Annotated in this window: 18 protein-coding genes; 3 read left to right on the forward strand and 15 right to left on the reverse strand. The window is 58.1% G+C overall.

The window, feature by feature from the left end; genetic code table 11:
• Window positions 1-11 precede the first annotated feature (11 nt).
• From GKIL_RS20610 to hutU, 4 genes are read right to left on the reverse strand one after another with little or no spacing between them, the layout of a single operon-like run.
• The gene (locus tag GKIL_RS20610) at window positions 12-647 is read right to left on the reverse strand and encodes a cyclodeaminase/cyclohydrolase family protein (protein ID WP_023175818.1); all 636 of its coding nucleotides are present in this window, start codon (window positions 645-647) and stop codon (window positions 12-14) included.
• 5 nt (window positions 648-652) lie between these two features.
• Window positions 653-1555, reverse strand: coding sequence for a glutamate formimidoyltransferase (ftcD, locus tag GKIL_RS20615; RefSeq protein WP_023175819.1), 903 nt, complete (start codon window positions 1553-1555; stop codon window positions 653-655).
• Entirely contained in the window at window positions 1543-2817 is a 1275-nt protein-coding gene (gene hutI / locus GKIL_RS20620) for an imidazolonepropionase (RefSeq protein WP_023175821.1), read from the reverse strand. The genes ftcD and hutI overlap by 13 nt, the downstream gene beginning before the upstream one ends.
• A complete protein-coding gene (gene hutU, locus GKIL_RS20625) occupies window positions 2818-4527 on the reverse strand; it encodes a urocanate hydratase (protein WP_023175822.1) in 1710 nt (569 codons plus the stop codon).
• Between the two features lie 217 nt (window positions 4528-4744).
• Here hutU and GKIL_RS20630 point away from each other — a divergent pair, with 217 nt between their 5' ends.
• Complete coding sequence (locus GKIL_RS20630) at window positions 4745-4999, forward strand: DUF6761 family protein (protein WP_023175823.1); 255 nt, start codon at window positions 4745-4747, stop codon at window positions 4997-4999.
• Window positions 5000-5007: 8 nt separating this feature from the next.
• Here the strand turns inward: GKIL_RS20630 and GKIL_RS20635 are convergent, their stop codons facing one another.
• The 7 genes from GKIL_RS20635 to GKIL_RS20665 form a co-directional block, all read right to left on the reverse strand.
• A complete protein-coding gene (locus GKIL_RS20635; protein ID WP_023175824.1) occupies window positions 5008-5544 on the reverse strand; it encodes an aspartyl/asparaginyl beta-hydroxylase domain-containing protein in 537 nt (178 codons plus the stop codon).
• An 8-nt stretch (window positions 5545-5552) separates the two neighbouring features.
• Window positions 5553-5792: a hypothetical protein gene (locus tag GKIL_RS20640; RefSeq protein ID WP_023175825.1), complete on the reverse strand. Its 240-nt coding sequence runs from the start codon at window positions 5790-5792 to the stop codon at window positions 5553-5555.
• 66 nt (window positions 5793-5858) lie between these two features.
• Window positions 5859-7001, reverse strand: a complete 1143-nt coding sequence (locus GKIL_RS20645; RefSeq protein WP_023175826.1) for a glycosyltransferase family 4 protein — start codon at window positions 6999-7001, stop codon at window positions 5859-5861.
• 5 nt (window positions 7002-7006) lie between these two features.
• A complete protein-coding gene (locus GKIL_RS20650; RefSeq protein ID WP_023175827.1) occupies window positions 7007-7978 on the reverse strand; it encodes a class I SAM-dependent methyltransferase in 972 nt (323 codons plus the stop codon).
• 15 nt (window positions 7979-7993) lie between these two features.
• A complete protein-coding gene (locus GKIL_RS20655) occupies window positions 7994-8938 on the reverse strand; it encodes a glycosyltransferase family 2 protein (protein WP_023175828.1) in 945 nt (314 codons plus the stop codon).
• Between the two features lie 25 nt (window positions 8939-8963).
• Window positions 8964-10487: a flippase gene (locus tag GKIL_RS20660; RefSeq protein ID WP_023175830.1), complete on the reverse strand. Its 1524-nt coding sequence runs from the start codon at window positions 10485-10487 to the stop codon at window positions 8964-8966.
• 45 nt (window positions 10488-10532) lie between these two features.
• Window positions 10533-11699, reverse strand: coding sequence for a glycosyltransferase family 4 protein (locus GKIL_RS20665; protein WP_051382887.1), 1167 nt, complete (start codon window positions 11697-11699; stop codon window positions 10533-10535).
• A 260-nt stretch (window positions 11700-11959) separates the two neighbouring features.
• Between GKIL_RS20665 and GKIL_RS20670 the strand changes: the two genes are divergently transcribed.
• Window positions 11960-13363 (forward strand): oligosaccharide repeat unit polymerase, encoded by a 1404-nt coding sequence (locus GKIL_RS20670; RefSeq protein WP_023175833.1) that lies wholly within the window; start codon window positions 11960-11962, stop codon window positions 13361-13363.
• A complete protein-coding gene (locus tag GKIL_RS20675; protein ID WP_023175834.1) occupies window positions 13360-15702 on the forward strand; it encodes a hypothetical protein in 2343 nt (780 codons plus the stop codon). Before GKIL_RS20670 ends, GKIL_RS20675 begins: the two co-directional genes overlap by 4 nt.
• Window positions 15703-15718: 16 nt before the next feature.
• Here the strand turns inward: GKIL_RS20675 and GKIL_RS23950 are convergent, their stop codons facing one another.
• The 4 genes from GKIL_RS23950 to GKIL_RS20685 form a co-directional block, all read right to left on the reverse strand.
• Window positions 15719-15958 carry a hypothetical protein gene (locus GKIL_RS23950; protein WP_223173792.1) on the reverse strand — a complete coding sequence of 80 codons (240 nt, stop codon included), beginning with the start codon at window positions 15956-15958 and terminating at the stop codon, window positions 15719-15721.
• Window positions 15959-16027: 69 nt separating this feature from the next.
• Window positions 16028-17218, reverse strand: coding sequence for a threonine synthase (locus GKIL_RS20680; protein ID WP_023175835.1), 1191 nt, complete (start codon window positions 17216-17218; stop codon window positions 16028-16030).
• A 114-nt stretch (window positions 17219-17332) separates the two neighbouring features.
• Complete coding sequence (locus tag GKIL_RS25050) at window positions 17333-18856, reverse strand: glycosyl hydrolase family 28-related protein (protein WP_023175836.1); 1524 nt, start codon at window positions 18854-18856, stop codon at window positions 17333-17335.
• 739 nt (window positions 18857-19595) lie between these two features.
• Window positions 19596-20876 carry a WG repeat-containing protein gene (locus GKIL_RS20685; RefSeq protein ID WP_023175838.1) on the reverse strand — a complete coding sequence of 427 codons (1281 nt, stop codon included), beginning with the start codon at window positions 20874-20876 and terminating at the stop codon, window positions 19596-19598.
• Window positions 20877-20897 lie beyond the last annotated feature (21 nt).

Consider the following 20897-nt stretch of genomic DNA (forward strand, 5'->3'; position numbering starts at 1 on the left):
GTGCCCCATTATCAAGGCAGCGAGCGGATGCGCTGTGGCAGGAACGTCCACAGTTCTGTGCGCAACAGGTGGCCTTGATGGAGAAGCTGTTCCAGTTGCGCACGGTTTTGGGCGACGTAGTCCGGATCCTTGATGCTGTCGAGGTTGATCGCCACGTTCAGCAGGGCAGCTTCAAGCCCGCTCAGGGCAAACAGCAGAGCCACTGCCGCGTCGGAGCTGGCGTTGGGGTTGCCTTTTTGGAGCACCCGCCAGGCCAGTTGGGCCACCTCCAGGCAATGATGGGCGACGGCGAGGGGTGTGGCGGCGGCTCCCTGCAGGGCAGCCTGAATCGCGGCGGTGCGCTCCTGCTTTTCGGTGGGTGTCTGCCTGGGTCTGGCAAAGGCAAGGACCACCTGCTCGTAGGCGAGGGCGTCCTCGTCGATGGCCTGGCTCAACCGGGTTCTCAGGGCGTCAGCTTTTTCGAGCCATTCCGGTTGCTCGGTAAAATCTGGCTGGTCCTTCGTCAGGCGGGCCACCATCGCGGCCAGGGAGGCTGCCACTGCCCCGGCCAGGGCCGCCGCCGAGCCGCCGCCAGGAATCGGCTCGCTGCTCGCGAAGCGTTCGAGCAGGCCCGTGAGGGGAAGATTCGCAAGAGAATTGTCGGGCACAGAAATTACTCCTTGTCGAGCATCGCCTGTTCGAGGACGAGGCTGGGCTGCCAGTTTTCGATCTGCAGGTAGTAGGCGGCGGCCTCGATCAGGGCCGCCTGGGGAACGAGGCCGACGATCTCAGCGCCCGTTACCTGCACGCCGTAGCGCCGCGCCTCGATCTTGACCAGCTCTTGAATGCGATGGATGGGCGTCTTTTCGTAGTTGAGCAGGTTCATCGAGACCTGGGCCTGGTTGCGCTCGGCCAGAAAGACTCCCATCGCCTGGATATTGGCGAGGCCGCCGGAGCTGGCGCGCACGGCCCTGGCGATGGCGTTGGCAATTTTAAGATCGCCTGTCGAGAGCTGCAGGTTGTAGGCGATCAAGAAAAAGCGCGCCCCGATCGCACTTGCCCCGGCAGTCGGGTGGGGATGGGCAGGACCAAAGTCCGGCTGCCACTCGGGTTGGGCCAGTTTGGCTTCCAGGTTCTCAAATTCGCCCTTGCGGATTTCGGAGAGCACGCGGCGGTTGGGAGCACTGGCCGCTTCGGCGTAGAGGAAGACGGGCACATCGAACTGGCGGGCAATTTCTTCTGCCGTGCTTCTGGCCAGGGCGACGCAATCGGCCATCGTCGCCTGGCGAATCGGGATAAACGGCACGACATCGACTGCCCCCATGCGCGGATGGCTGCCCTGGTGCCGGCGCAGGTCGATGTGTTCGAGGGCCAGGCTGTAAAGCCTGACAACCGCCTGCTGCAGCCCTTCGGCGGAACCCACCAGGGTAAAGACCGAACGGTTGTGGTCGAGGTCGCTGGAGCTGTCGAGCAGAACCACCCCCGGCACCTGGGAAAGCTCACGGCTAAACTGCTCGATTACCTCCGCTCGGCGGCCTTCGCTGATGTTAGGAACGCACTCGATTAGCTGGGACATGGCGACGAACCGTTTGAAGAATAGAGAATCTGGCCGCGCTTGAGGACGGTGCGCACGAGGCTGGTGCCCATGTGGTAGGGGATGAGGCGATAGTCGTCGGCATCCCAGATGACCAGATCTGCCTGCTTGCCCACTTCGAGGCTCCCCAGCCGCTCCCCCAGGCCAACAGCGTAAGCGCCGTTTATCGTCGCGGCGACCAGGGCCTCGGCGGCGGTGAGACGGCACTGGCTCACAGCAAACGACATGACGAGCGCCAGCGATTCGCAGTAGCAGGAGCCGGGGTTGAAGTCGGTGCCCAAAGCCAGCGGCACCCCAAGCTCGATCATCCGCCGGGCCGGAGCCTGAGTCTTAAGACCCAAAAAGACGGCTGTTCCTGGCAGGAGGACGGCGATCACACCGGCGGCGGCCATCTGAACCAGCCCCACCTCCGAAGCGCAGTGCAGGTGATCGGCGCTGATCGCCCCGACGCGGGCCGCCAAACTTGCCCCGCCCGTGTCGTGCAACTCGTCGGCATGGACGCGGGGGCGCAGGCTGTGGGCCATCCCTGTGCGCAGGATGCGCTCCGACTGCTCGGGTGTGAAGACCCCAGCTTCGCAAAAAACATCGCAGAAACGGGCCAACCCCCGGCGGGCCACTTCTGGGATCGCCGCCTCGCAGAGCCATTCGACGTAGGACTCGGGATCTGCGCCGGAAGGAACGGCGTGGGCACCCAGAAAAGTCGGGGCGATATCGAGGGGCTGGCCGTCCAGCTCCATAAGAACCGCCAGCTGTCGGCACTCGGTCTCAAGATCGAGGCCATAACCGCTTTTCGCCTCCAGCGCCGTCGTCCCAAAGCGCGCCATCGAGCCGAGGTGCCTGCGGGCAGTGGCCAGAAGTTGTGCCGCATCCGCCGCTCGGGTGCGACGAACGGTGTCGTAGATGCCGCCCCCGGCTGCCAGGATCTGCCCATAGGTGGCACCCTGGGCGCGCAGGTCAAATTCTGCCACGCGCGTACCGGCGAAGACCAGATGGGTGTGGCTGTCCACCAATCCCGGCGTCACCACCAGACCCGCTGCGTCGATCTGGATTGTCCGCCCATCGAGCGGCAATTTGCGAAGCAGCTCTTCGGTGGAACCCACAGCGACGATCCGGCCCTCGCTCACCGCCACTGCCCCGTCTTCGATGATCGAAAGTTCCGACTGGAGAAGGCCGGCGCGCGGAGCAGCCGGACCAGCCAGGCTGACCAGTTGACGGGCGTTGCGCACCAGCAGATCGACGGGCATCTAACTTTCTCGCATCGGCAATCGGAGCCCGTGGGCGTCGGCGTTGGCCACCGCCTCCGGATAACCGGCGTCGGCGTGGCGGAGGATGCCCGTGGCCGGGTCGCTCGTGAGCACGCGCTCCAGCCTCTGGGCCGCCTCAGGGGTGCCGTCGGCGACGATCACCATGCCGCTGTGCTGGGAGTAACCGATGCCCACGCCGCCGCCGTGGTGGACGCTCACCCAGGAAGCGCCGCCCACGGCGTTGATGAGGGCGTTTAAGAACACCCAGTCGGAGATCGCATCGGAGCCGTCGAGCATCTTCTCCGTCTCCCGGTTCGGCGAGGCGACCGAACCGCAGTCGAGGTGATCGCGGCCAATCACGATCGGCGCGCTGACTTCGCCGGTCGCCACCAGGTCGTTGATTCTGCCCCCCAATCGGGCGCGCTGGCCGTAGCCCAGCCAGGCGATGCGGGCGGGCAGCCCCTGGAAGTGGACGTGCTTTGCTGCCAGATCGATCCAGCGGCAGAGGGGGGCATCGTCGGCAAATTCGGTGAGGATGAGCTGGTCGATGCGGGCGATGTCAGCTGGATCGCCCGAGAGGGCCACCCAGCGAAACGGTCCCTTGCCCGCGCAAAAAAGTGGCCGGATGTAGGCGGGCACAAAGCCGGGATAGCTGAAGGCGTCGGCGACGCCGTGATCGAAGGCGAGCTGGCGCAGGTTGTTGCCGTAGTCGAAGGCCACCGCCCCCCGTTTTTGCAACTCGACGATCGCCCGGACGTGGGCGGCAGCCGAGGCGTAGACCTGCTCCAGGTAGGCGTCTTTGTCGGCTGCTCTGGCGCGGGCTGCTTCCTCGACGCTGTAGCCCACCGGAATATATCCCACCAGCGGATCGTGGGCAGACGTCTGATCGGTGAGCACGTCCGGCACCACGCCCATCTCTACGAGGGCGGGCACGATCTGGGCGGCATTGCCCAATAGACCGATCGACAGTGCTTCGCCCGCCTGCTGGGCACCCTGGGCCAGGGCGAGCGCCTCTTCGAGCGAATCGGCAGCCCGGTCGCAGTAACCCTGCTCGATGCGCCGCTGGATGCGGGTCGGATCGACTTCGATCGCGATCATCGCTCCGCCGTTCAGCTTGACCGCCAGCGGCTGGGCACCGCCCATGCCCCCCAGCCCGGCGCTCACCACCAGCCGCCCCCGCAGCGTGCCGCCGAAGTGCCGCCGCGCCACCGCCGCAAAAGTCTCGTAGGTTCCCTGCAAAATGCCCTGGGTGCCGATGTAGATCCAGCTTCCGGCGGTCATCTGGCCAAACATCGTGAGCCCCTCGGCTTCCAGCTTGCGGAAGGTTTCCCAGTTGGCCCAGGCCGGTACGAGATTCGAGTTGGCGATGAGCACCCTGGGCGCGTCCGGGTGGGAGCGCAGCACCCCCACTGGCCTGCCGGACTGGACGAGCAGCGTCTCATCCGCTTCCAGCGTCAGCAGCGTGCGGACGATCGCCCGCAAACTTGGCCAGTCGCGGGCCGCCCGCCCTGAACCGCCGTAGACGACAAGTTTTTCTGGGTGTTCGGCCACCTCCGGGTCGAGGTTGTTGAGCAGCATCCGCAGGGCCGCCTCCTGTACCCAGCCCCGGCAGCGCAAGGCTGTACCGTGCGGTGCGCGCAGCGAGACAGGCCCACTCGCTGTGAGCAGTTGATCGATGCCTGATCGATCGACCGGGATGGTGGAGACCATGACGCCCTTCCTTTTATCGCCCGCTCGAACGGGCAATATTCGCGTCCAGTATGGCACCGGCCCCCACCCACCAGCCAGAACGTATACCCCAGTCCAGGCAAGCCTTTCATCGAGTGAGACTTTCGATGGCCCAAATGTCTCCAAAAAGGCAGAAAAATGTTTGCAGGCGGATAAATTGAGGCAAAATCAAGTCAAAGCCGCGCTCCTACCGCATCCGATGTTGCAAGACCCTAAGACCATCCGCTACTACCAGCGCCTGTCCGACACCCTGGTAGAACTGTGGCGTCGCCGCTACCGCAACGAAGAGTTGCGCCTCTTTGCCGAGGGGTTCATTACCGCCCTGCGCTACAGCCAGGAACTCGATCCCGCCCAGATCCTCCGGCTCGAACAGGAAATCTTGAGCTTTATGGCAAGTCCCGAAAACTTCGAGCCGCCGGACTTTTTACCCCAGCCCGAGCGGGAGCGCAACTGAAACAGGCGCTATGGGCGCTTGAACATACCGAAAATGGTGGCAAGACCACGGCTTTTGGTCGCGGCGGGATCTTTAAAATCGACGAGTAGAACCACGCGGGTGCGGTCGCTGCGGTTCCAGGCTTCGTGCTCGGTCGTATCGTCGAAGACCATGCTGCCCCCCTCGCGCAGCGAGCGCTGCTCGGGACCGACCCGCAGAGTGCAACCTTCTGGAACGATGAGCCCCAGGTGATAGCGGAGCAGCCCAGCCGGTTCACCCCGGTGGGGCCGGACGTGGGTACCCGGTGCCAGCGAGGAGAAGACCGCCGTTGCCATACCGGGGATCTGCTGGACCAGCCGCGCCGTCTCGGGGCAGAGCTTGCAGTTTTTGCCCAGGGCGACGCCGTAGGTGTAGAGCGCAAAGATGTTCCAGCCTTCGCCGTAGTACTGCTTTTCGGGCCAGGCAAAAAAATGTTCGCCCCCGAGCTGGTCCAGTTCCTGGCGAATCGTCCGCCAGTTGGCCTCCAGCATTGCGATAAAAGGATAGTCCGCTTCTTTGAGAAACATCTTTTCGTTCAGTCCTTGACGATGCCCAGCTTGAGGAGCGCACAGCGAATCGACTTGGGGACGATCATCAGCAGCGCCCCGACCCCGGTACCCAGGGCGCGCAGCAGCGCTACCGGGCTGTCGAGCCGCCCGACCATCTGCCAGACAAACACCAGCCAGTCGCGGCCCTTTTTTACTTCTCCCCAGAAGGTGATCCGCTCCTCGGGCACACTCTGAGTGCCCTGCGCCAGGTTGCCGGTGGACTTCATCGCTGTGCTTCCCTCTTTGTCCCGGCGATTTTACCACTTCGCAGCCGGCGGTTGCGTCGGGATGGATCAGAGCACAGCAGCGAGAATCGCCCGGTAAAAGTTTTCCTCAAAGACCGCCAGATCGAACTGCTGCAGGACGCGGGCTCTGTTGCGGGCGATCTGCGCCCCGTTGTCCGCCTCGATCGTGCGTAGCAGCGTGCGCACAAACTCGTCGCCATCGCCGCAGGCAAACAGCCACTGCTCAGGCAAAATCTCGGCCATCGCGTCGATCGCCGAGGCGACGACGGGCAGACCGTGGCCCATCGCTTCGAGCATGACGAGGGGAAGCCCTTCGAGAAAAGAAGGCATGACGACAAGATCGAGGGCGGAGTAAATTTTTGCCGGTTCGTCCGACCAGGGACGCAGATAGACCAGATCCGCAAGGCCGTTGCGCTCGATCAACTGCTGCAACTTCCCGCTGTCCGGGCCATCGCCCACCAGCAAAAACCGAATATTGTCGAAGCGGTGGCGATGGGCAGCGACAGATTCCACCAGAAAGTCCTGGCCCTTCTGGGCAAAAAGAATCCGACCTATCAGGCCCACCCAGTAGCAATCCTGGGCCAGACCGAGCTGCGTGCGCGCCTGATATCTGTCCAATCGCACCAGCGCCTTTGTGTCGATGCCGTTGGGTACAACCGCGATCCCCGTGCGCACCCCCTTTAGCTGCAGGCGCTTTTGGGTCACCCCGTCCGGCACGATGTAGTGCTCGGGCAACCTGTAAAAAAACTGCCCGACCGCATCGACGAGGGCACTGGCGATTTTGCTGCGACCGCGCTTGATCTGGGCCATGTCGTGGGCGAGGGGCAGGTAGCTGATAAGCCGCTCACCGCTCAGCCGGGCGGCGAGCAGGCCGAGCATGCACTGCTCGATGCGGCCCTGGGCAACGACGATTAGATCCGCTTTTAAGGCTCTCATCTGCTTTTGCAGCAGCGGCACCCGCCAGAGCGACAACAGATTGGCGACAAACGTCGTGGATCGAAACGAACTGGGATAGAGCCGAACCTTCGAGCCTTTTAATTCTCTGGCCAGCCGCTCGTTTGCGCGGTTATAAACAAAACTGACCTTGCAATTGCTCTTGGTGGCCAGATAGGTTGCCGCTCGCACCGTCATCGCCTGATGCCCGCCGTAAAAGCCGATGTCGTCGTAGAACAGAATATGAGCGATCGACATAGATATCAGCCAATTTTTCTAAGATAAAAACAGGCAGAATCTCCTAAGCCAAGCTTATTCAGTTCTGCCGCCCGCTTTCTAAAGTCGTTAATCTGCTCTTTAGAAAAAATCGACCGTTCAGGATTTTCTTGATAAGAGTTGGATGCGGTCAGCGGTATATCTCTCAAGTATTGTTCACTTCCCCAGAACTGAAAATCAGTTGAATCATAAGTAACCTGCATCAGATCAAATCCACTTACAGCCGCAAGCTGCTCTATACTCTTTTGGGTGTGCAAGTAGAGATGGCGGGGCGCGTCGAGCTGGACCCACTTCTCTCGATAGTGTTGCCAGGCATAGGAAGAAGCAACTGGAATCCGCAACAGAAGAAACTGGTCTTTCTCAAGAATGCGATGAACTTGCTTGAGGACAGTCTGTTGCTCTGGCATGTGCTCAAAGGAGTGATTGAACATCACAAAATCAAATGGCTCGGTCACTGACGAGAGTTGTTTTTTGTAAATTCTTAAACCACTTCGATAGACTCTGTCGCCATCGATAAAGGGATCGATGCCTGTTAGATTGCGAAATCCAGACTTATACAGACCAAACAGCAATTGGCCGTTTCCACAACCGACATCCAGAATTTTCGAGTGAAAATCTAGAGGAAGGTTGGGTAGCCAGTGCCGGAATTCGTCGTTTCTCGCTATTCTTGACACGATATACCCCAACCAGTGCCTGCGGTTCAGGTAATAGCGCACTCGTTGTTTTTTGAAGAACGCCACAGCCGGATGATCTTCGACGAATTCTGCTGGTTGTAAAGAGTAATAGCCGCCAGAATAATATCTGGATAGATCCTGAGGAATATCTGCTAATTGTAAGCAGCCGCAACCACCGCATTCAAAATAATCGAATTCTTCTCGCATTCCATACATCATTTCTTTTGCTGCGAAAGTGGCTGCACAGTCTTCGCTGCCACATATTCTGCAAACGTTTTTGGTCATGATCGGTTCAAGCCTCTATATTCGGGCAATCATACCGATAGTGCTGACCAGGCCATGTCTGAAGAAGCGATTCCGTACCAGTTTCACCCGTTTACCCCAGAAATTTTCTTCCACTAAAGAAACAAAATCCTCGATGATCCGGAGCGTGGGCACGTTCAATCGCGTCCGATAACAGTCCAGGAAGGTGCGAGCGTGAACTACCGATTGTGCCGTCGCCTGTTGGAGCTGGGTGTTGTCAGAGAAGTGGAGCAGTTTTGTGAGCGCCCGCCAGGCGTTGTACTCCTCAGCACCTGCCCAGTTGTGGCCGTGCTGGCGGTACTGGCCAAGAACGGCGTCGATCGGCACTATTCGCCCAAAGATACTGGCCACCAGAACCAGCCACCAATCGTGCATCAAAGCCCCTTCGGCAATCGGCACCGCTATTTCCCGCAAGGGTCCATTGAACAACATGGCACAGCCTGGAATTGGGTTTTGCACCAGCAAACGATTGAGAGTGCAGCGACCGGGCTTGATGGCGTGGTACTTCCAGAAAGAATCACAGATGGTCTGTAACTGCGCGTCTACGACTTCTAGATCCGCATGGATTAGAAGCGGAATCTGGCCGTATTCTTGCTCGACACTCTGCATCTTTTGCAGCATCGTCTCGATCTTGTTGGCGTGCCACCAGTCGTCTTGATCGCAGAACATGGTGTATTGGTTGCTGGGAGATGCCTGCAACAGGTGGGCAAAGTTTCTGCAGGCTCCCAGCCGTTTGCCGTCACTGGCTACAACCTGGATTCTTAAATCCTGCCTGGCAAATTGCTCGATAATCTCAGGGGTACTGTCGGTCGATAGATCGTCCCGGATCCAGAGTTGCCAGTGGGGATAGGTCTGTAGTTGCAGGCTTTTGATCTGCTCGGCGATGAACTGGCTGCCGTTGTAGGTAGCCATCAAGAGCTGAACGGTTTCGGCGGTTGCCATCGCTTTATCCTGCAGGAGTAGCCGACTAATCCATCTTGAACCTGAGGGTCCGCTCGCTCACAATGCGCAGCATGGCCTGCCGCTCCTCCGGTGCCAGCAGCACCGACCACGTTACCACAATCCAGGCTGGCAAGACGATGAAAAGATATACAAGTTTGGCGATCGGGCCGATGAGAACAAAGGCTGGGATGAAGCTGAGCATCGGCACCCCGAGCAGCAAAAAGAGTTGTCTGAGCCGCTTCCACCTGCCAGGCAGGTACTTTTGGATCAGAACAAAGAGCAGCACCATATCTGCTGTGACTCTTGCAAGCCAGGCAAGAGCTGCTCCTTCGATACCAGCCTTGCTCACCAGCCAATAGAGCCCGACGAGATAGAGCGGCGCTTCTACGAAGTGCAGCCTGGCGGAAAGATCGGGTTTACCGACAGCCTGTACCAGGCACAGTGCGATCTGAGCAAGCGAGTTGACGTAGATGCCGATGAGTATCCACTGGGCCACCCGATAACTGTGACTAGCAAATTCACTACCCAGCCAGAGACTCAGAATCTCCTGCGAAAGGGTTGTTCCGACTAGAACAACTGGAAGCAAGACAAAGGACAGATATCTAAGGCTGCGGACGAACAGCAATTCTGTATACTTTCGATCTTGAATATAACTGGTGGCAAACGCCGGGAACATGACATTGGCGATCGTTCCGGCCACCAGACTCAGTCTTGAAACAGCCTCGCTCGGCGTGGCGTAGTAGGCCGCCGCGCTAATCGAAACCACAGCGCCAATCAAGAAGCGGTCTACGTAGGCAAGAAGCGGGCTAATCACGTTGCTCACGGTCATCCAGCCACCGAAGCGCAATAGTCTCGGGAGCACTTCTTTTGAAAACTCGATGCGGCCCTTGAGGTACGGAAAAGCGCGCAGGCAGAGAAGGTAGTGGGCCAGACAGGTGATGAGACGACTGGCTGCGAGGACGAGCACCACTGGCACCAGACTTCGGGAGAAGGGCAGAACCAGTACCGGCCCCAGGTAGTTGAAGATCCCGGCAGGAATGCGAATCGCGTTGATCAGATCGAAGCGCTGCAGCACTTCCAGGATGCCGCGCAGACCGGCGGTGACGATCACGCAGGGAATCGATGCACTCAACAGGTAAAAAGAGGCGAGCGTCTCCTGTTGCAGGGGAAGGGGCACCTTCAAGGCGCTGTAGACCAGCCACGGCGTCACCGCGACGAGGATGGCCGCACCGGTCAGGCCGAGACCGAGCATGAGTAGCAGGGAAGTCCAGGTAAGACTGCTCAGCTTCTCCTGCTCGCCCAGACCCAACTGCTCCGCCAACAACTGGGTCAGAGCCCGCCCCAGGCCAAAGTCGAACAGGCTGAAGTAGCCTATTACCACCCAGGCCAGGGTCAGGACACCGAAGCGGTCCGTTCCAAGTTGACCAATAAGAATCGGGATCGCAAAAAGCGAAACCAGCACCGGCACAGCCTGGGCAGCAAGACTGGAGATCGTATTTTTGGCCAGCAGGCGACCACCGGTTAAGGTGCCAGCAGTAGATTCAGGCATAGAAGCAGAGCCGCCAATAGAAGTGGGCCGTCACGAACTCATCTGTCAAATCGTAGCCCCCGCCGGGATGGCCCAGCGCTCCTGCACGAGTGAGCCAATCGTCATTGCCCAGCTATCCCAGTTCAGCCGTGCCTCGAAGGCAGCCCGACTAGATCGTACCAGGGCGATGTAGCGTTCAGGCTCGCCGTAGATCCAGGCTATTTGTCGGGCATAGGCTTCTCCCCTGGCTTCGTAGGGTAGGATAAAACCGTTCTCGCCGTCTTGAACGGCACCGGCCACACCGCCAGTATCGGCGACAAGCACCGGCAAGCCAGCAGCGGCGGCTTCGCAAAGCACAATTGGGGTACAGTCGGCCCGCGTCGGCAACAGCAAAAAATTGGAGGCAAGCAACAGAGTCAGTAACTGGCGACTTTGGGCTGGATTGTTTTTGCCAAGAAAGGGGATCACCTTTAGATGTGGATGGTCAAATCGGGCTGGTGGCACACAGCCGCAGATCGTTAGCTGTGCCGGAATGCCCAACCTATCGAGAGCTAAAAGTGTCTCAAAGGTAATCTCGCCCCCTTTGCGCTGCCAGTCCACACCCAAAAACAGTAGCTGGCACCGGTCACCGGGCTGGCGGCCCAGGGCTTCCTCGTGCGCCGGTGCCGGTTCGAGGTTCGCACCGAAGGGTACGACCACCAGCCTGTCTGAATCGACGCCGTAATCTCGCCGCGCCGAAGCGGCTGCCCATTGTGAAGGATAGACGAGCAGGCCCGCCCGACGAGTGGCACGTCTCTCGATCTCCTCTGCCTCCTTTTCGTTTGTCAGATTTGAAAAGTCAGGGTAGTAGCCCCGCAGCAGAGAGACAGTTGCGTCCGACAGGTAGACGAGCGGCAGCGGCGTGTCTAGAAAAGCAATCTCAGTAGAGGCAGCCGGAGCAAAAACCCAGTCGAAGCGCTCCCGCGCAAGCTTTGCGGCGAATCTCTGAGCGTAGTGCCGGGCAATAAGGGTGCTGAAGGCGTAATCGTATTTTTTGCCCAGGAGGCGCAAAGAGAGCTGGTTGCGCACTTTGCCCAAATAAAGGGTGATGTCCGGTGGCACTGGCCCGAGGGGCACAACCTCGCCGCAGTGCCGTTCGAGTGCCCAGAACATACTGGCCAGCGTGCCTGACCAGGCGCGTCGATCCCCCGGATCGCGGGCTGAGACAAAGGCGATGCGCGGCCTTTTCTTCACATCGGACTTTTCATGATGCGGCCTGACCGGGAAAGCCAGAGCTGCTCGGCAGCCCGTTTGCCAAAGACGCCAAGGGCAGCCAGAGCACAGATTCCAGTGGAGGCGGGCACCTGCATGTTTCTGGATGAGACGAGATAATTCGCACAGAAGCTACCACACCGAGCCAGCTCCGTCAATCTGCCGGGTAAGAGCCTGGAGACTGGGGATACTGGACACCTCTGGTATTCTTAAAAAGGCCGCGCTGCCTGATAGATAGACAAATGGATTTAGGTTTTTTCTGTATCGCCGCGATCTGCCTGCTGGTGGGACTTGCCTGGTTGGAGCATCGTCGGCTGGGCTGCATCTCACCCTGGTCAATTTTCCTGACGGCCTACGGTCTGCAGACGCTCGCAGCTTACTTTTTTATTCCGCTGGCCAGTCTGGTAGTGGGTCCCTTCGCTGCTGAGACGATCTCAAAGAGCGCCGACACAGCCTTACTGGTCAATCTGGTGGGCCTGGCTTTTCTAGTAGTAAGTTTCTACCTGTTTCGGCTCGTCTCCCAGGCAAAAGGGCAGGTATCCATCCAGGACAAGGCTCCAGCAGAGCCGTTGGCTGAGAGTGGCTTGATTAGCGATCGACGAGCTGCGTACCTGTTTGGGGCCGTCGCTCTTGCCTCTGCCCTGGTGCTTCTGAGTGTCATGCTCTACGCCCAGACCATCCCGGGACTGAGCGAGGACGTGGCTTCTGCCCGCACGTTTATCAATGACTATCCCGAACTGCGTCCGCTCTACAACACTGCCAATTCGCTGGGCGCGCTTGCGCTCGAATTTTTTGGTCTGGCACTGATACTGCGCTGGCGGCAACTGCCCTGGCAGTCTCTGGTACCATTGCCACTGCTGGTGATCGTTCTGTTGCTGACTGGCAACCGCTCCTACCTGGCAGGGCTCCTCTTTGGCCTCATCAACGGCCTGTCGCTGCGTTGGCTGGTACAAGGCCGGAGCTTCAAAGTTTCATATCCGCTCTATCTGGTCTTTATCTTTCTGTTTACGCTCTTGAGCGGCCTCAGTAGTCTGGTCCGTGAAGCTGGGGTGCCTCAGTTCGCTGGCTGGCTGGTGAGCAATCCAGTTGCTCTGCTCTCCTACGCCGCCTTCTACGCTTACGCTGGTAACAATTTCTCGGAGTTACGCGACTTTGCTTGGGTACTCTCAAACTTCGACGGCGAATTTTTGGGCGGCAAAACGCTGCTGGCCGGGATTGCTGGTTTCATCCCGACTGCGATCTTGCCATTCAAAGAGGACTATCTATTCTCCCGTGTGACAAATCAGATCGTCGGATTGCCTACCGATACGCACTTTGGCCTGCGCGCCTCTCTTTTTGGAGAATGGTATCTCAATTTTTTCTGGATCGGCGTGGTTGTGTTCGCCGTAGTAGCAGGGGTGAGTTTTGCGCTGCTGCAGCGGCGTTTCGAGCGGCGGCTGGTAGTCCTCGCTGGCACGGGTCGCTGGAGTGCAGTTGGTATCCTGACACTTTTCTGGTTCGCTAACGTCATCCAGGCTGTCGGCAGTACAGCTAACCTTTCACAGCTGTATGTTCAGGGATTGTTGTTGACAGGAGCTTACGTTCTCATCCGGCCCCGGCCTGCCGATCCCCCCACTGCGGCTGCGCCGTCGGAGGTTTCCCGATGAAGGGTGCTGTCCTGGGTGCTGTCCTGCTACTGGCTACCAGCGCACCGGCATTCGCTGCTGATGATCACGGATTCTGGGTTGCCACCGACAACTCTGCTCCTCTGGCTGCAGGGATGGTCGATTACCTTGCGCGCTGGCAGCAGGAGGTACCTTCTTTGCGGCTGCTACTTGTCTTCAGTAAGGAAAATCGCCTGACACAGGCACTCGATCGGCTGCGACCGCTCAGCTTGCCCGTGGGCCTGCAAACGATTGGTGTCGGCTACGAGCAGGACGTGGGGCGGATCTGGGAGCAGGCGGACTATAGTCACCCGGATAGCTGTGCGGTGCTTGGTCCCCAGACCAGCCAGTGCTGCGAACCTGAAGCGCTCTGCGCCTCCTCGTTGCACATGGCGGCGATGCTCGCTCCGTCCTACGCGCGCGTCTGGCAGGGATGGCTTGATTTTGCCCGCACCCGGCCACAGATATTTACCGTGAGCTATTCGGACTCAGTCTGGCCCTGGGCTACCCGTGGGGTGCCAGGCCGGGCGGGTTATAGTCCCACTACCCAGGCAGCTTTCCGCACCGATCTGGCTGGTCGAGACGAAAAGTTGCTTGTGCTGTCCCCTCAAGGAGCAGCGCGCCGCCTCAGCTTCGCTGATTATGCCGCTTTTTATCTGGGTGAGAAGCCTACCCCGGCCTACTTTGGGGTGTCCAAGTGGTCCGAGTGGCAGCCTCCGGCCACTGCCTTGCAGATGATGGCAATAGCCAACCGCAATCGTCCGGTTGTGGGTTGGAGCCACGACCCCCAGCTCACCCTCTTCGATTTGCTGGTGAGCTACGAGTGGTTGAAGTTTCAGCAGCGTCTGGCGCTGTACGCCCGCGAGCGCCGCAGTGATCTGTCCTACCAGCTCATCGCTAATCCAGAAGCGATCGGCGTCGGCACCGACTTCAAGTGGTTGATGCGCCTTGCTGCCTATCCTTTTGCTGCCCAGGAGTGGTTCGTAAACAGCTCGGTAGTTGACGGCGCTTACGTCAATGCTCACTACTATACCGACGCAGCGGTACCGCGACCACGAGTAGGAATTTCTCTGGAAGCGGGAGAAGGGGGTAATGGTACGCCCTACCACGATGTCCAGACAGCCTATGCCCTCGCCTACGATCTGGGGGCGGCGGTAAACGCTTCCTGGCTAGAGGGTGATTTTTTGCCCCAGATGCCTCCCACCGAGATGGTGCGGCTCTGTTTTTCAGACGCTCAGCACAACTGTCAGTTTTACCGCCGGGCTCTCGGACTGCGGGCTTACGGTCTTGGCTATCAGGATTATCAGCGGGACGCTCCGGTGCCCCGACCAAGTGCCCTGCTGGCTATCACTAGTCGCAATCTCTTTCGTCCCTACTCCATAGGCTTCCGTGCCTGGGAGTGGTCTGCGACGGGCAATTACGAAACGACGCTAGGGGCTGTGGTCGAGTTGGGCTACCAGCTCAAGGGAACAGCCGAGGACAGCGAGATAGCCGCTGCCCTCGAGCGTTCGCGCACCGTTTTCTACGAACCCCTCTTTGCCCTCCAAGCAGGCTGGCAGCGGGTGCGTCAATGGCTCACCACCAGCCAGGGGCGGATGCTGTTGACGACTGCAGGGGTCTGGCAGCGGCCCATCCTCAATACACGCGCTCAACTGCTACCGGCGCGCGAGGAATTGCTGCGGCTGGCGGCTCCGAAACAGTGTTCAGCTGGTGCCGTCTCCGGAGCTACCCGCTCGTTCTCGCTCTATCCGCTCGCCCAGCCTGCGGGCTGGCAAACCCTGGTTGCCTGCGGCTCTCAGCCTCTGGTCAGTGTTCGTCCACTGGGCCGGGGCCGGATCGTATTCTTGCACTTCGATCCGTCTGAACCCGCCGTGCGAGAATCGCCGCTGATGGCCGAACTGTACAGAGCGCTGCTACCGCGACTTGGCCTGGTCGCTCCCGTCCAAGCAACAGGCGCAAATGTACATCTTTACAGCACGCGAGACTATCAGATTGCGGCTGTGCGCAGTCGTGCGCTCGACAAGCCCGGTTCCTGGCGGTCTCCGGACGGCACTCCCCCGATCGCCGTCACCCTGCAGGCCGGTAAAGCCAATCAGGATTATCACTTACGGATGCTGCTCAACAACGAAGAGATGACATTGCGGACAGACAGGGCTGGCTGGCTGCGCTTCAACGTGCCCAACCGCTACGAACTGGTATTTTTGCAACCCGCTACAAAAGCTGAAACGGCAGCCTGGAGAGCGTTGCGTGAGCGATCGCGGCGTCTGGGATCGTTGTTTGCCGCCGAGACGGATCCCAGCACCTGGACACCGGGCAACTCTTCCCTACAGGTTGCGAAGTAATACACTGAGAAGCGAGCTACAGCGGTGGGCCATCCGGTACTGGTTCGGCAGGTTCGGTCCCTGGGCCTGGTATAACCCGTTCCGGTGGCAGGGGCGTGGGCGGCTCCGGCGCAGGAGTGGGCACAGGTAATTCCGGCGGCGGGTCCGGGGTGGGAGCCGGGGGAGATTCAGGAGGCGGTGCGACCGGACCTGGAATTGGCTGCGGCTTTGGGAACGGCACCTCGATCGCCAGTGGATTTTCAATAACAGTCGGCATACAGGTTCTCCAGGCACTGCGTATCGCCTCAGTCTAGAGAACCTGCCCAGTAGAAACCTCTAGAAAAAGTTACATCTGACCTGCGAGAGCCTCGGCCATCGCCTCAGGGTACTTGAGGGCGGAGCCGGTGTTGATAATTACGACGCGCTCGTCGGAGAAGATCTTGCCCTCTTCCTGGAGCCGTTCCACAGCGGCGAGGGTGGCCGCTCCCTCAGGTGCAGCAAAGATACCGGCCCGCTCCGCCAAAAGCCGCATCATCCTGGCACAATCGGCGTCACTCACCGCCAGGGCCGTACCGCCGGTTTCGCGCACCGCCTGCAGTACCAGAAAATCACCCAGAGCCTTGGGTACGCGCAGGCCCGAGGCGAAGGTACGGGCGTTCGGCCAGAACTCAGACTCCGGCTGCTGCTCTTCAAAGGCTTTGACCAGCGGCGCACAGCCTTCGGCCTGGACGACGATCAGCCGGGGCAACTTGCCACTCACCCAACCGATGGCGCGCAGCTGCTTCAAAGCCCGCCAGATGCCGATGATTCCCACGCCGCCTCCCGCCGGATAGACGATCGCATCGGGCAGTTGCCATCCCAGTTGTTCAGCAATCTCAAGGCCAAGCGTCTTCTTGCCCTCGATGCGGTAGGGTTCCTTGAGCGTCGCAGCGTCGAACCAGCCGTGTTCCCGAATGCCCTGGGCAATCTTTTTGCCTGCGTCTGAGATGAGCCCGTCCACCAGTTGCAAGTCCGCGCCGTAGAGGCGGCACTCCAGCTGGTTGATTGCGGGGGCATCCTTTGGCATCGCCACATGCACGCGAATGCCGGCAGCCGCTCCGTAACAGGCCCAGGCTCCACCGGCATTGCCCGCTGTGGGCAACGCCACCGCCCGGATACCAAATTCTTTGGCCTTCGAGATGCCGCAGGAAGCCCCCCGCGCCTTGAAGGAACCGGTGGGGTTAAGCCCGTCGTCCTTGAGCCAGACCTGAGTTAACCCCCAAGCGCGGGTGATCGAGCTGATGTTCAGCAACGGCGTGAAGCCCTCGCCCAGGCTCACGATCTGCGTAGGGTCGCCTACCGGTAGAAATTCGCGGTAGCGCCACATCGTCGGCGTACGCTCGGAGATGGTCTCTTTGCTGACGGCAGTGCGGAGGCGATCGAGGTCGTACTCGACTAAAAGCGGCGACTGACAGGCGACACAGAGATTTTGAATGGTCTGTGGATCGTGCTGAAGCTGGCAGCGTGGGCAGATAAGGGCAGTGACAAAGGCAGACATGGCGAGTGCAGCAGTGAGGCTCCCTTCATAACACGCATTCTGAGGCTAATCATGCGCGCAAGCAAACACTTTCATCACCTGCATGCAGTTATCTACATCGAATCGCACAAATATTCAGATGGATGGCTTTAAAGGCGTCTCGCTTAGTAAATTCGCGGAAATGAGTCGAGCTTCTAGGTCTCTTCTTCTTGCGATCTCCGCATTAAGAAGTATTTGCAAAAGATTGACAAGTTCGGCGACTTTTCTAGCTTCCGTTGAACTGTATCTATGCGATGGATTTCTCAGTGGCTCAATACGGCAGTATTCTGGATCTATGGCAGCAGGAAGTACAGCTAGCTTCATATCTCCCTCAGCAAGAGCAGCAAGTTTGGGGTTGCCAGAGGGATTAGACTTATAATTTCCTGATGCAATCGTGGTAGTTCCTAGAACTAAATTGTCAACAAAATTATTGCCACCATTAAGAGCATCACATTTCAAGTTACCTGTGATGACGTTGAAGGCATAGTAACCATTTATTGCAAATCCATCGACATAAAGTGAAGCCATAGTGCAGTTAGTAATGTAGACACCTAGGCCGGTACCTCCCTTGTGAGTCACAGAAACGTTTCCTATATCACAGTTTGTGAAACGTTGATTGGAAGCGCCAGAATAGTCAAGAATTACATTTCCAACTTTAGAACTATCTACTTTGAATCCTGGAGTAATACCAACATTATATAAATTACCAGTATTTTCGCAGGTTGATATGTAACTTCCGGCAGTTATACCACTTGTAGGATGGCTAACTCCATTTAAATCCCGTGAGTTCACAAAGGTGGCAATTCCGTAACCTGTAAACGTAAACCCAGTCTTAAATTGCGACAATGCAACTTCACTGAAGTTAAAATCTCCACCTTCGGCCCTGAAAAATTCATAAACCCCCGACGGGCCAGTTCTTACTTCACCATGCACTTGTGAGAAAGAAATCCCGATGGGACCAGATCCAGAGCCGAGCTGCACAAAGATGTATGGAGAGACATTATTCTGTTCACACTCTAAAACGTTAAAGCGCAGCATATTGCAGGCATCATTCTGAATACTGCTCGTCAAATGTATTGCTCCGTAAGTAGTTTTACTTGGATCAGTTGGGTCACCTGACGTTCGTCCGCAACCCTGCACATTTAGATTTCTAAATTCGCTATCTTGGCATTTATCGAGGAGTAGGCCAGCTCCATTAAAGCTAAGAATCTGAACGTCAGTGAGCAGTGCATAAGCTATGTATTTAAGATAGATTCCGTGACATGTAGCAGAACCACTGCTATTGTAGTTGCCTTGAAAGGTGAGATGCTCAATCACGATTCCCCAAGAGAAGTTACTCGCATCTGCGAAGTACTGCAAGGCTCCCTTGCTACTGTTGGAAATAGAACAGACGATGATAGAATAAGTATTGCTGGTGCCAGACAGCCTAACTGTTCTGCCATTTGGTACTGATGGAGGCACAGTCAGTGGTTGTTTGATCAACCAATATCCCGCAGGAAAATAAAGATTTGTGTAGCCATTATTAAGTGCATTCTGTAAGAGCGAATAGTTGTCAAAAATACCGTCTCCTTTGCATCCCAAATCACGAACATCCGTCAGAGTTTCTTTGTACGTAGTCATACCAATAACCTCTCAGATGCGGCAATTGTTACATTGGGAATTTTGCCTTGTCTGTATTCCATAACACATGCAAGTACTGGCAGCAATGCGCCTCAAATATTGCTATTGGTACCTTTGCTCAATAACGGCGGAGCCCCCTATATGCCTATTCCTGTGCGTTCCACTCTTCTCAAACTGCTGGCACAGGCTGCTCTAATCCTGTCTCTACTCGTTTTCGACGTCATTTATGAGAGATATATTTACCTTAATGAGGCTCCTTGGCTCTATGTGGAGTAGAACAAATCCGGCGCTGTAAGCAGGAGAGGGTGCACAAAAAGCTCACCAAGGAGCCGCGACGGAAATCGGAGACGAGAGGGTCATACTCAATTATCCCTAATCTGTCACTTCAAGGTTTTTCAACGAGGGCAGTGCGTTTCAGGCTACGAGAAATCAACGTTTCACCCTGGTTTGACAAATCAGGGTTATAGCCATTGCCAGTCTGATTAGGACATTTCGAGAGGGCTGTGGTGTAGGTACTCCTGAGCTTTATGTCCTGAAAACCCTGGCGACAGCTATAAAAGTGGCGACTGACAGGCGACACAGAGATTTTGAATGGTCTGTGGATCGCGCTGAAGCTGGCAGCGCGGGCAGATAAGGGCAGTGACGAAGGCAGGCATGGCGAGTGCGGCAGTGAAGCTCCCTTCATAACATGCCCTCTCCGGCTAATCATGAGGATAGGCTGGGATCTCGCCCTTCTCCGCTACGGCACCGCTACCTCCGCCAGACCATCGACGAACTCGGCAGCGCGCTCGAAGCGCGGGGCAATGACAAACTGGCCCTTTTTGTCGATGTAGCCGTACTTGCCATCCACGGCAACCGCAGCCAGCCCATCGGAGAACGAACCGGCAAAAGTGAAGCGCGGGGCGATGGCAATGTTGCCTCTGGTGTCGTAGTAGCCCCACTTGCCGTTCTGCTGGAAGGGCGACAGTTCTTCTGAGTACAGGAGCGCAGAGCTGGATCGTGGTGCAACGACGAAGGTGCCGTTGCGATCAATTACGCCCCATTTTCCATCGATGTATCGTGGCCCTTCCCAGCGCTCTTCGACCGCAACCTGGGCCTGGCCACTGCAAAACTCGTAGGCACTGGTAAATCGCGGCGGAATGACAAAGTGACCGGCATGATCGATGTAGCCCCATGTTCCTCCAACCTTTAACCGTGAAAGCAGGGGGTGGGGTTTGGCACCAACGTTCACAGCCGCCAGACCGCCGCTGAAGGCGGTGGCATTGTCGAACTGGGGAGCAATCACAAATGTGCCGGTTCGGTCGATGTAGCCCCACTTGTTGCCGGAAGCCACCGGAGCCAGACCATCAGTACCGAATTCTCTGGCTTCATCGAACTGGGCAGCGATCGCAAAATGACCTGTGCGATCGATCCAGCCCCACTTGCCGCCGCGCTTGTCCTGATAGCGGCCCTGGGCACCAATGTTGACCAGCGCCAGACCGTGACAGAAACCTCGGGCGATGTCGAACTGGGCCGGGATGACCAGTTGACCGGTGCGGTCGATGTAGCCCCACTTGCCGCTGTTGACCGCACCGACGGAACTGACTTCGCCCCCGACGTTGACGGCAGCCAGACCCTCGCAGAAGGGTTGAGCGGCGGCGTAGGTGGGTGTCACACAGGTGCCGGTCCGATCGATGAAGCAGGTTTTATCCCCCTTGCGCACGATGGCGAGCCCATCGCTAAATTCACCGGCCCTGTCAAATTGGGCGGGAACCACGATTGCCCCTGTCCGGTCGATATAGCCGTACTTGCCTTTGACCTGGAAAGCGGATAACCCTTCTGAAAAAGGCGCTGCACCGTCGAACGCCTGGGGCGGAATGACGAACTTTCCGGTCGTATCTATATAGGTTATTTTGTAAGTAGTGCCGGATGGTGCGCTCTGATTTGGAACAAAGATTCCATGCGGAGTCGGAAAAGCAGAAGCGCTGCCTGCAAGGATCTGGCCCATGAAAACGACGAAGCAAGCCCATGTTTTAGCCATAGGATTTTCCGCGAATCGTTC

It is taken from the genome of Gloeobacter kilaueensis JS1, from assembly GCF_000484535.1.
GTDB classification, from domain to species: domain Bacteria; phylum Cyanobacteriota; class Cyanobacteriia; order Gloeobacterales; family Gloeobacteraceae; genus Gloeobacter; species Gloeobacter kilaueensis.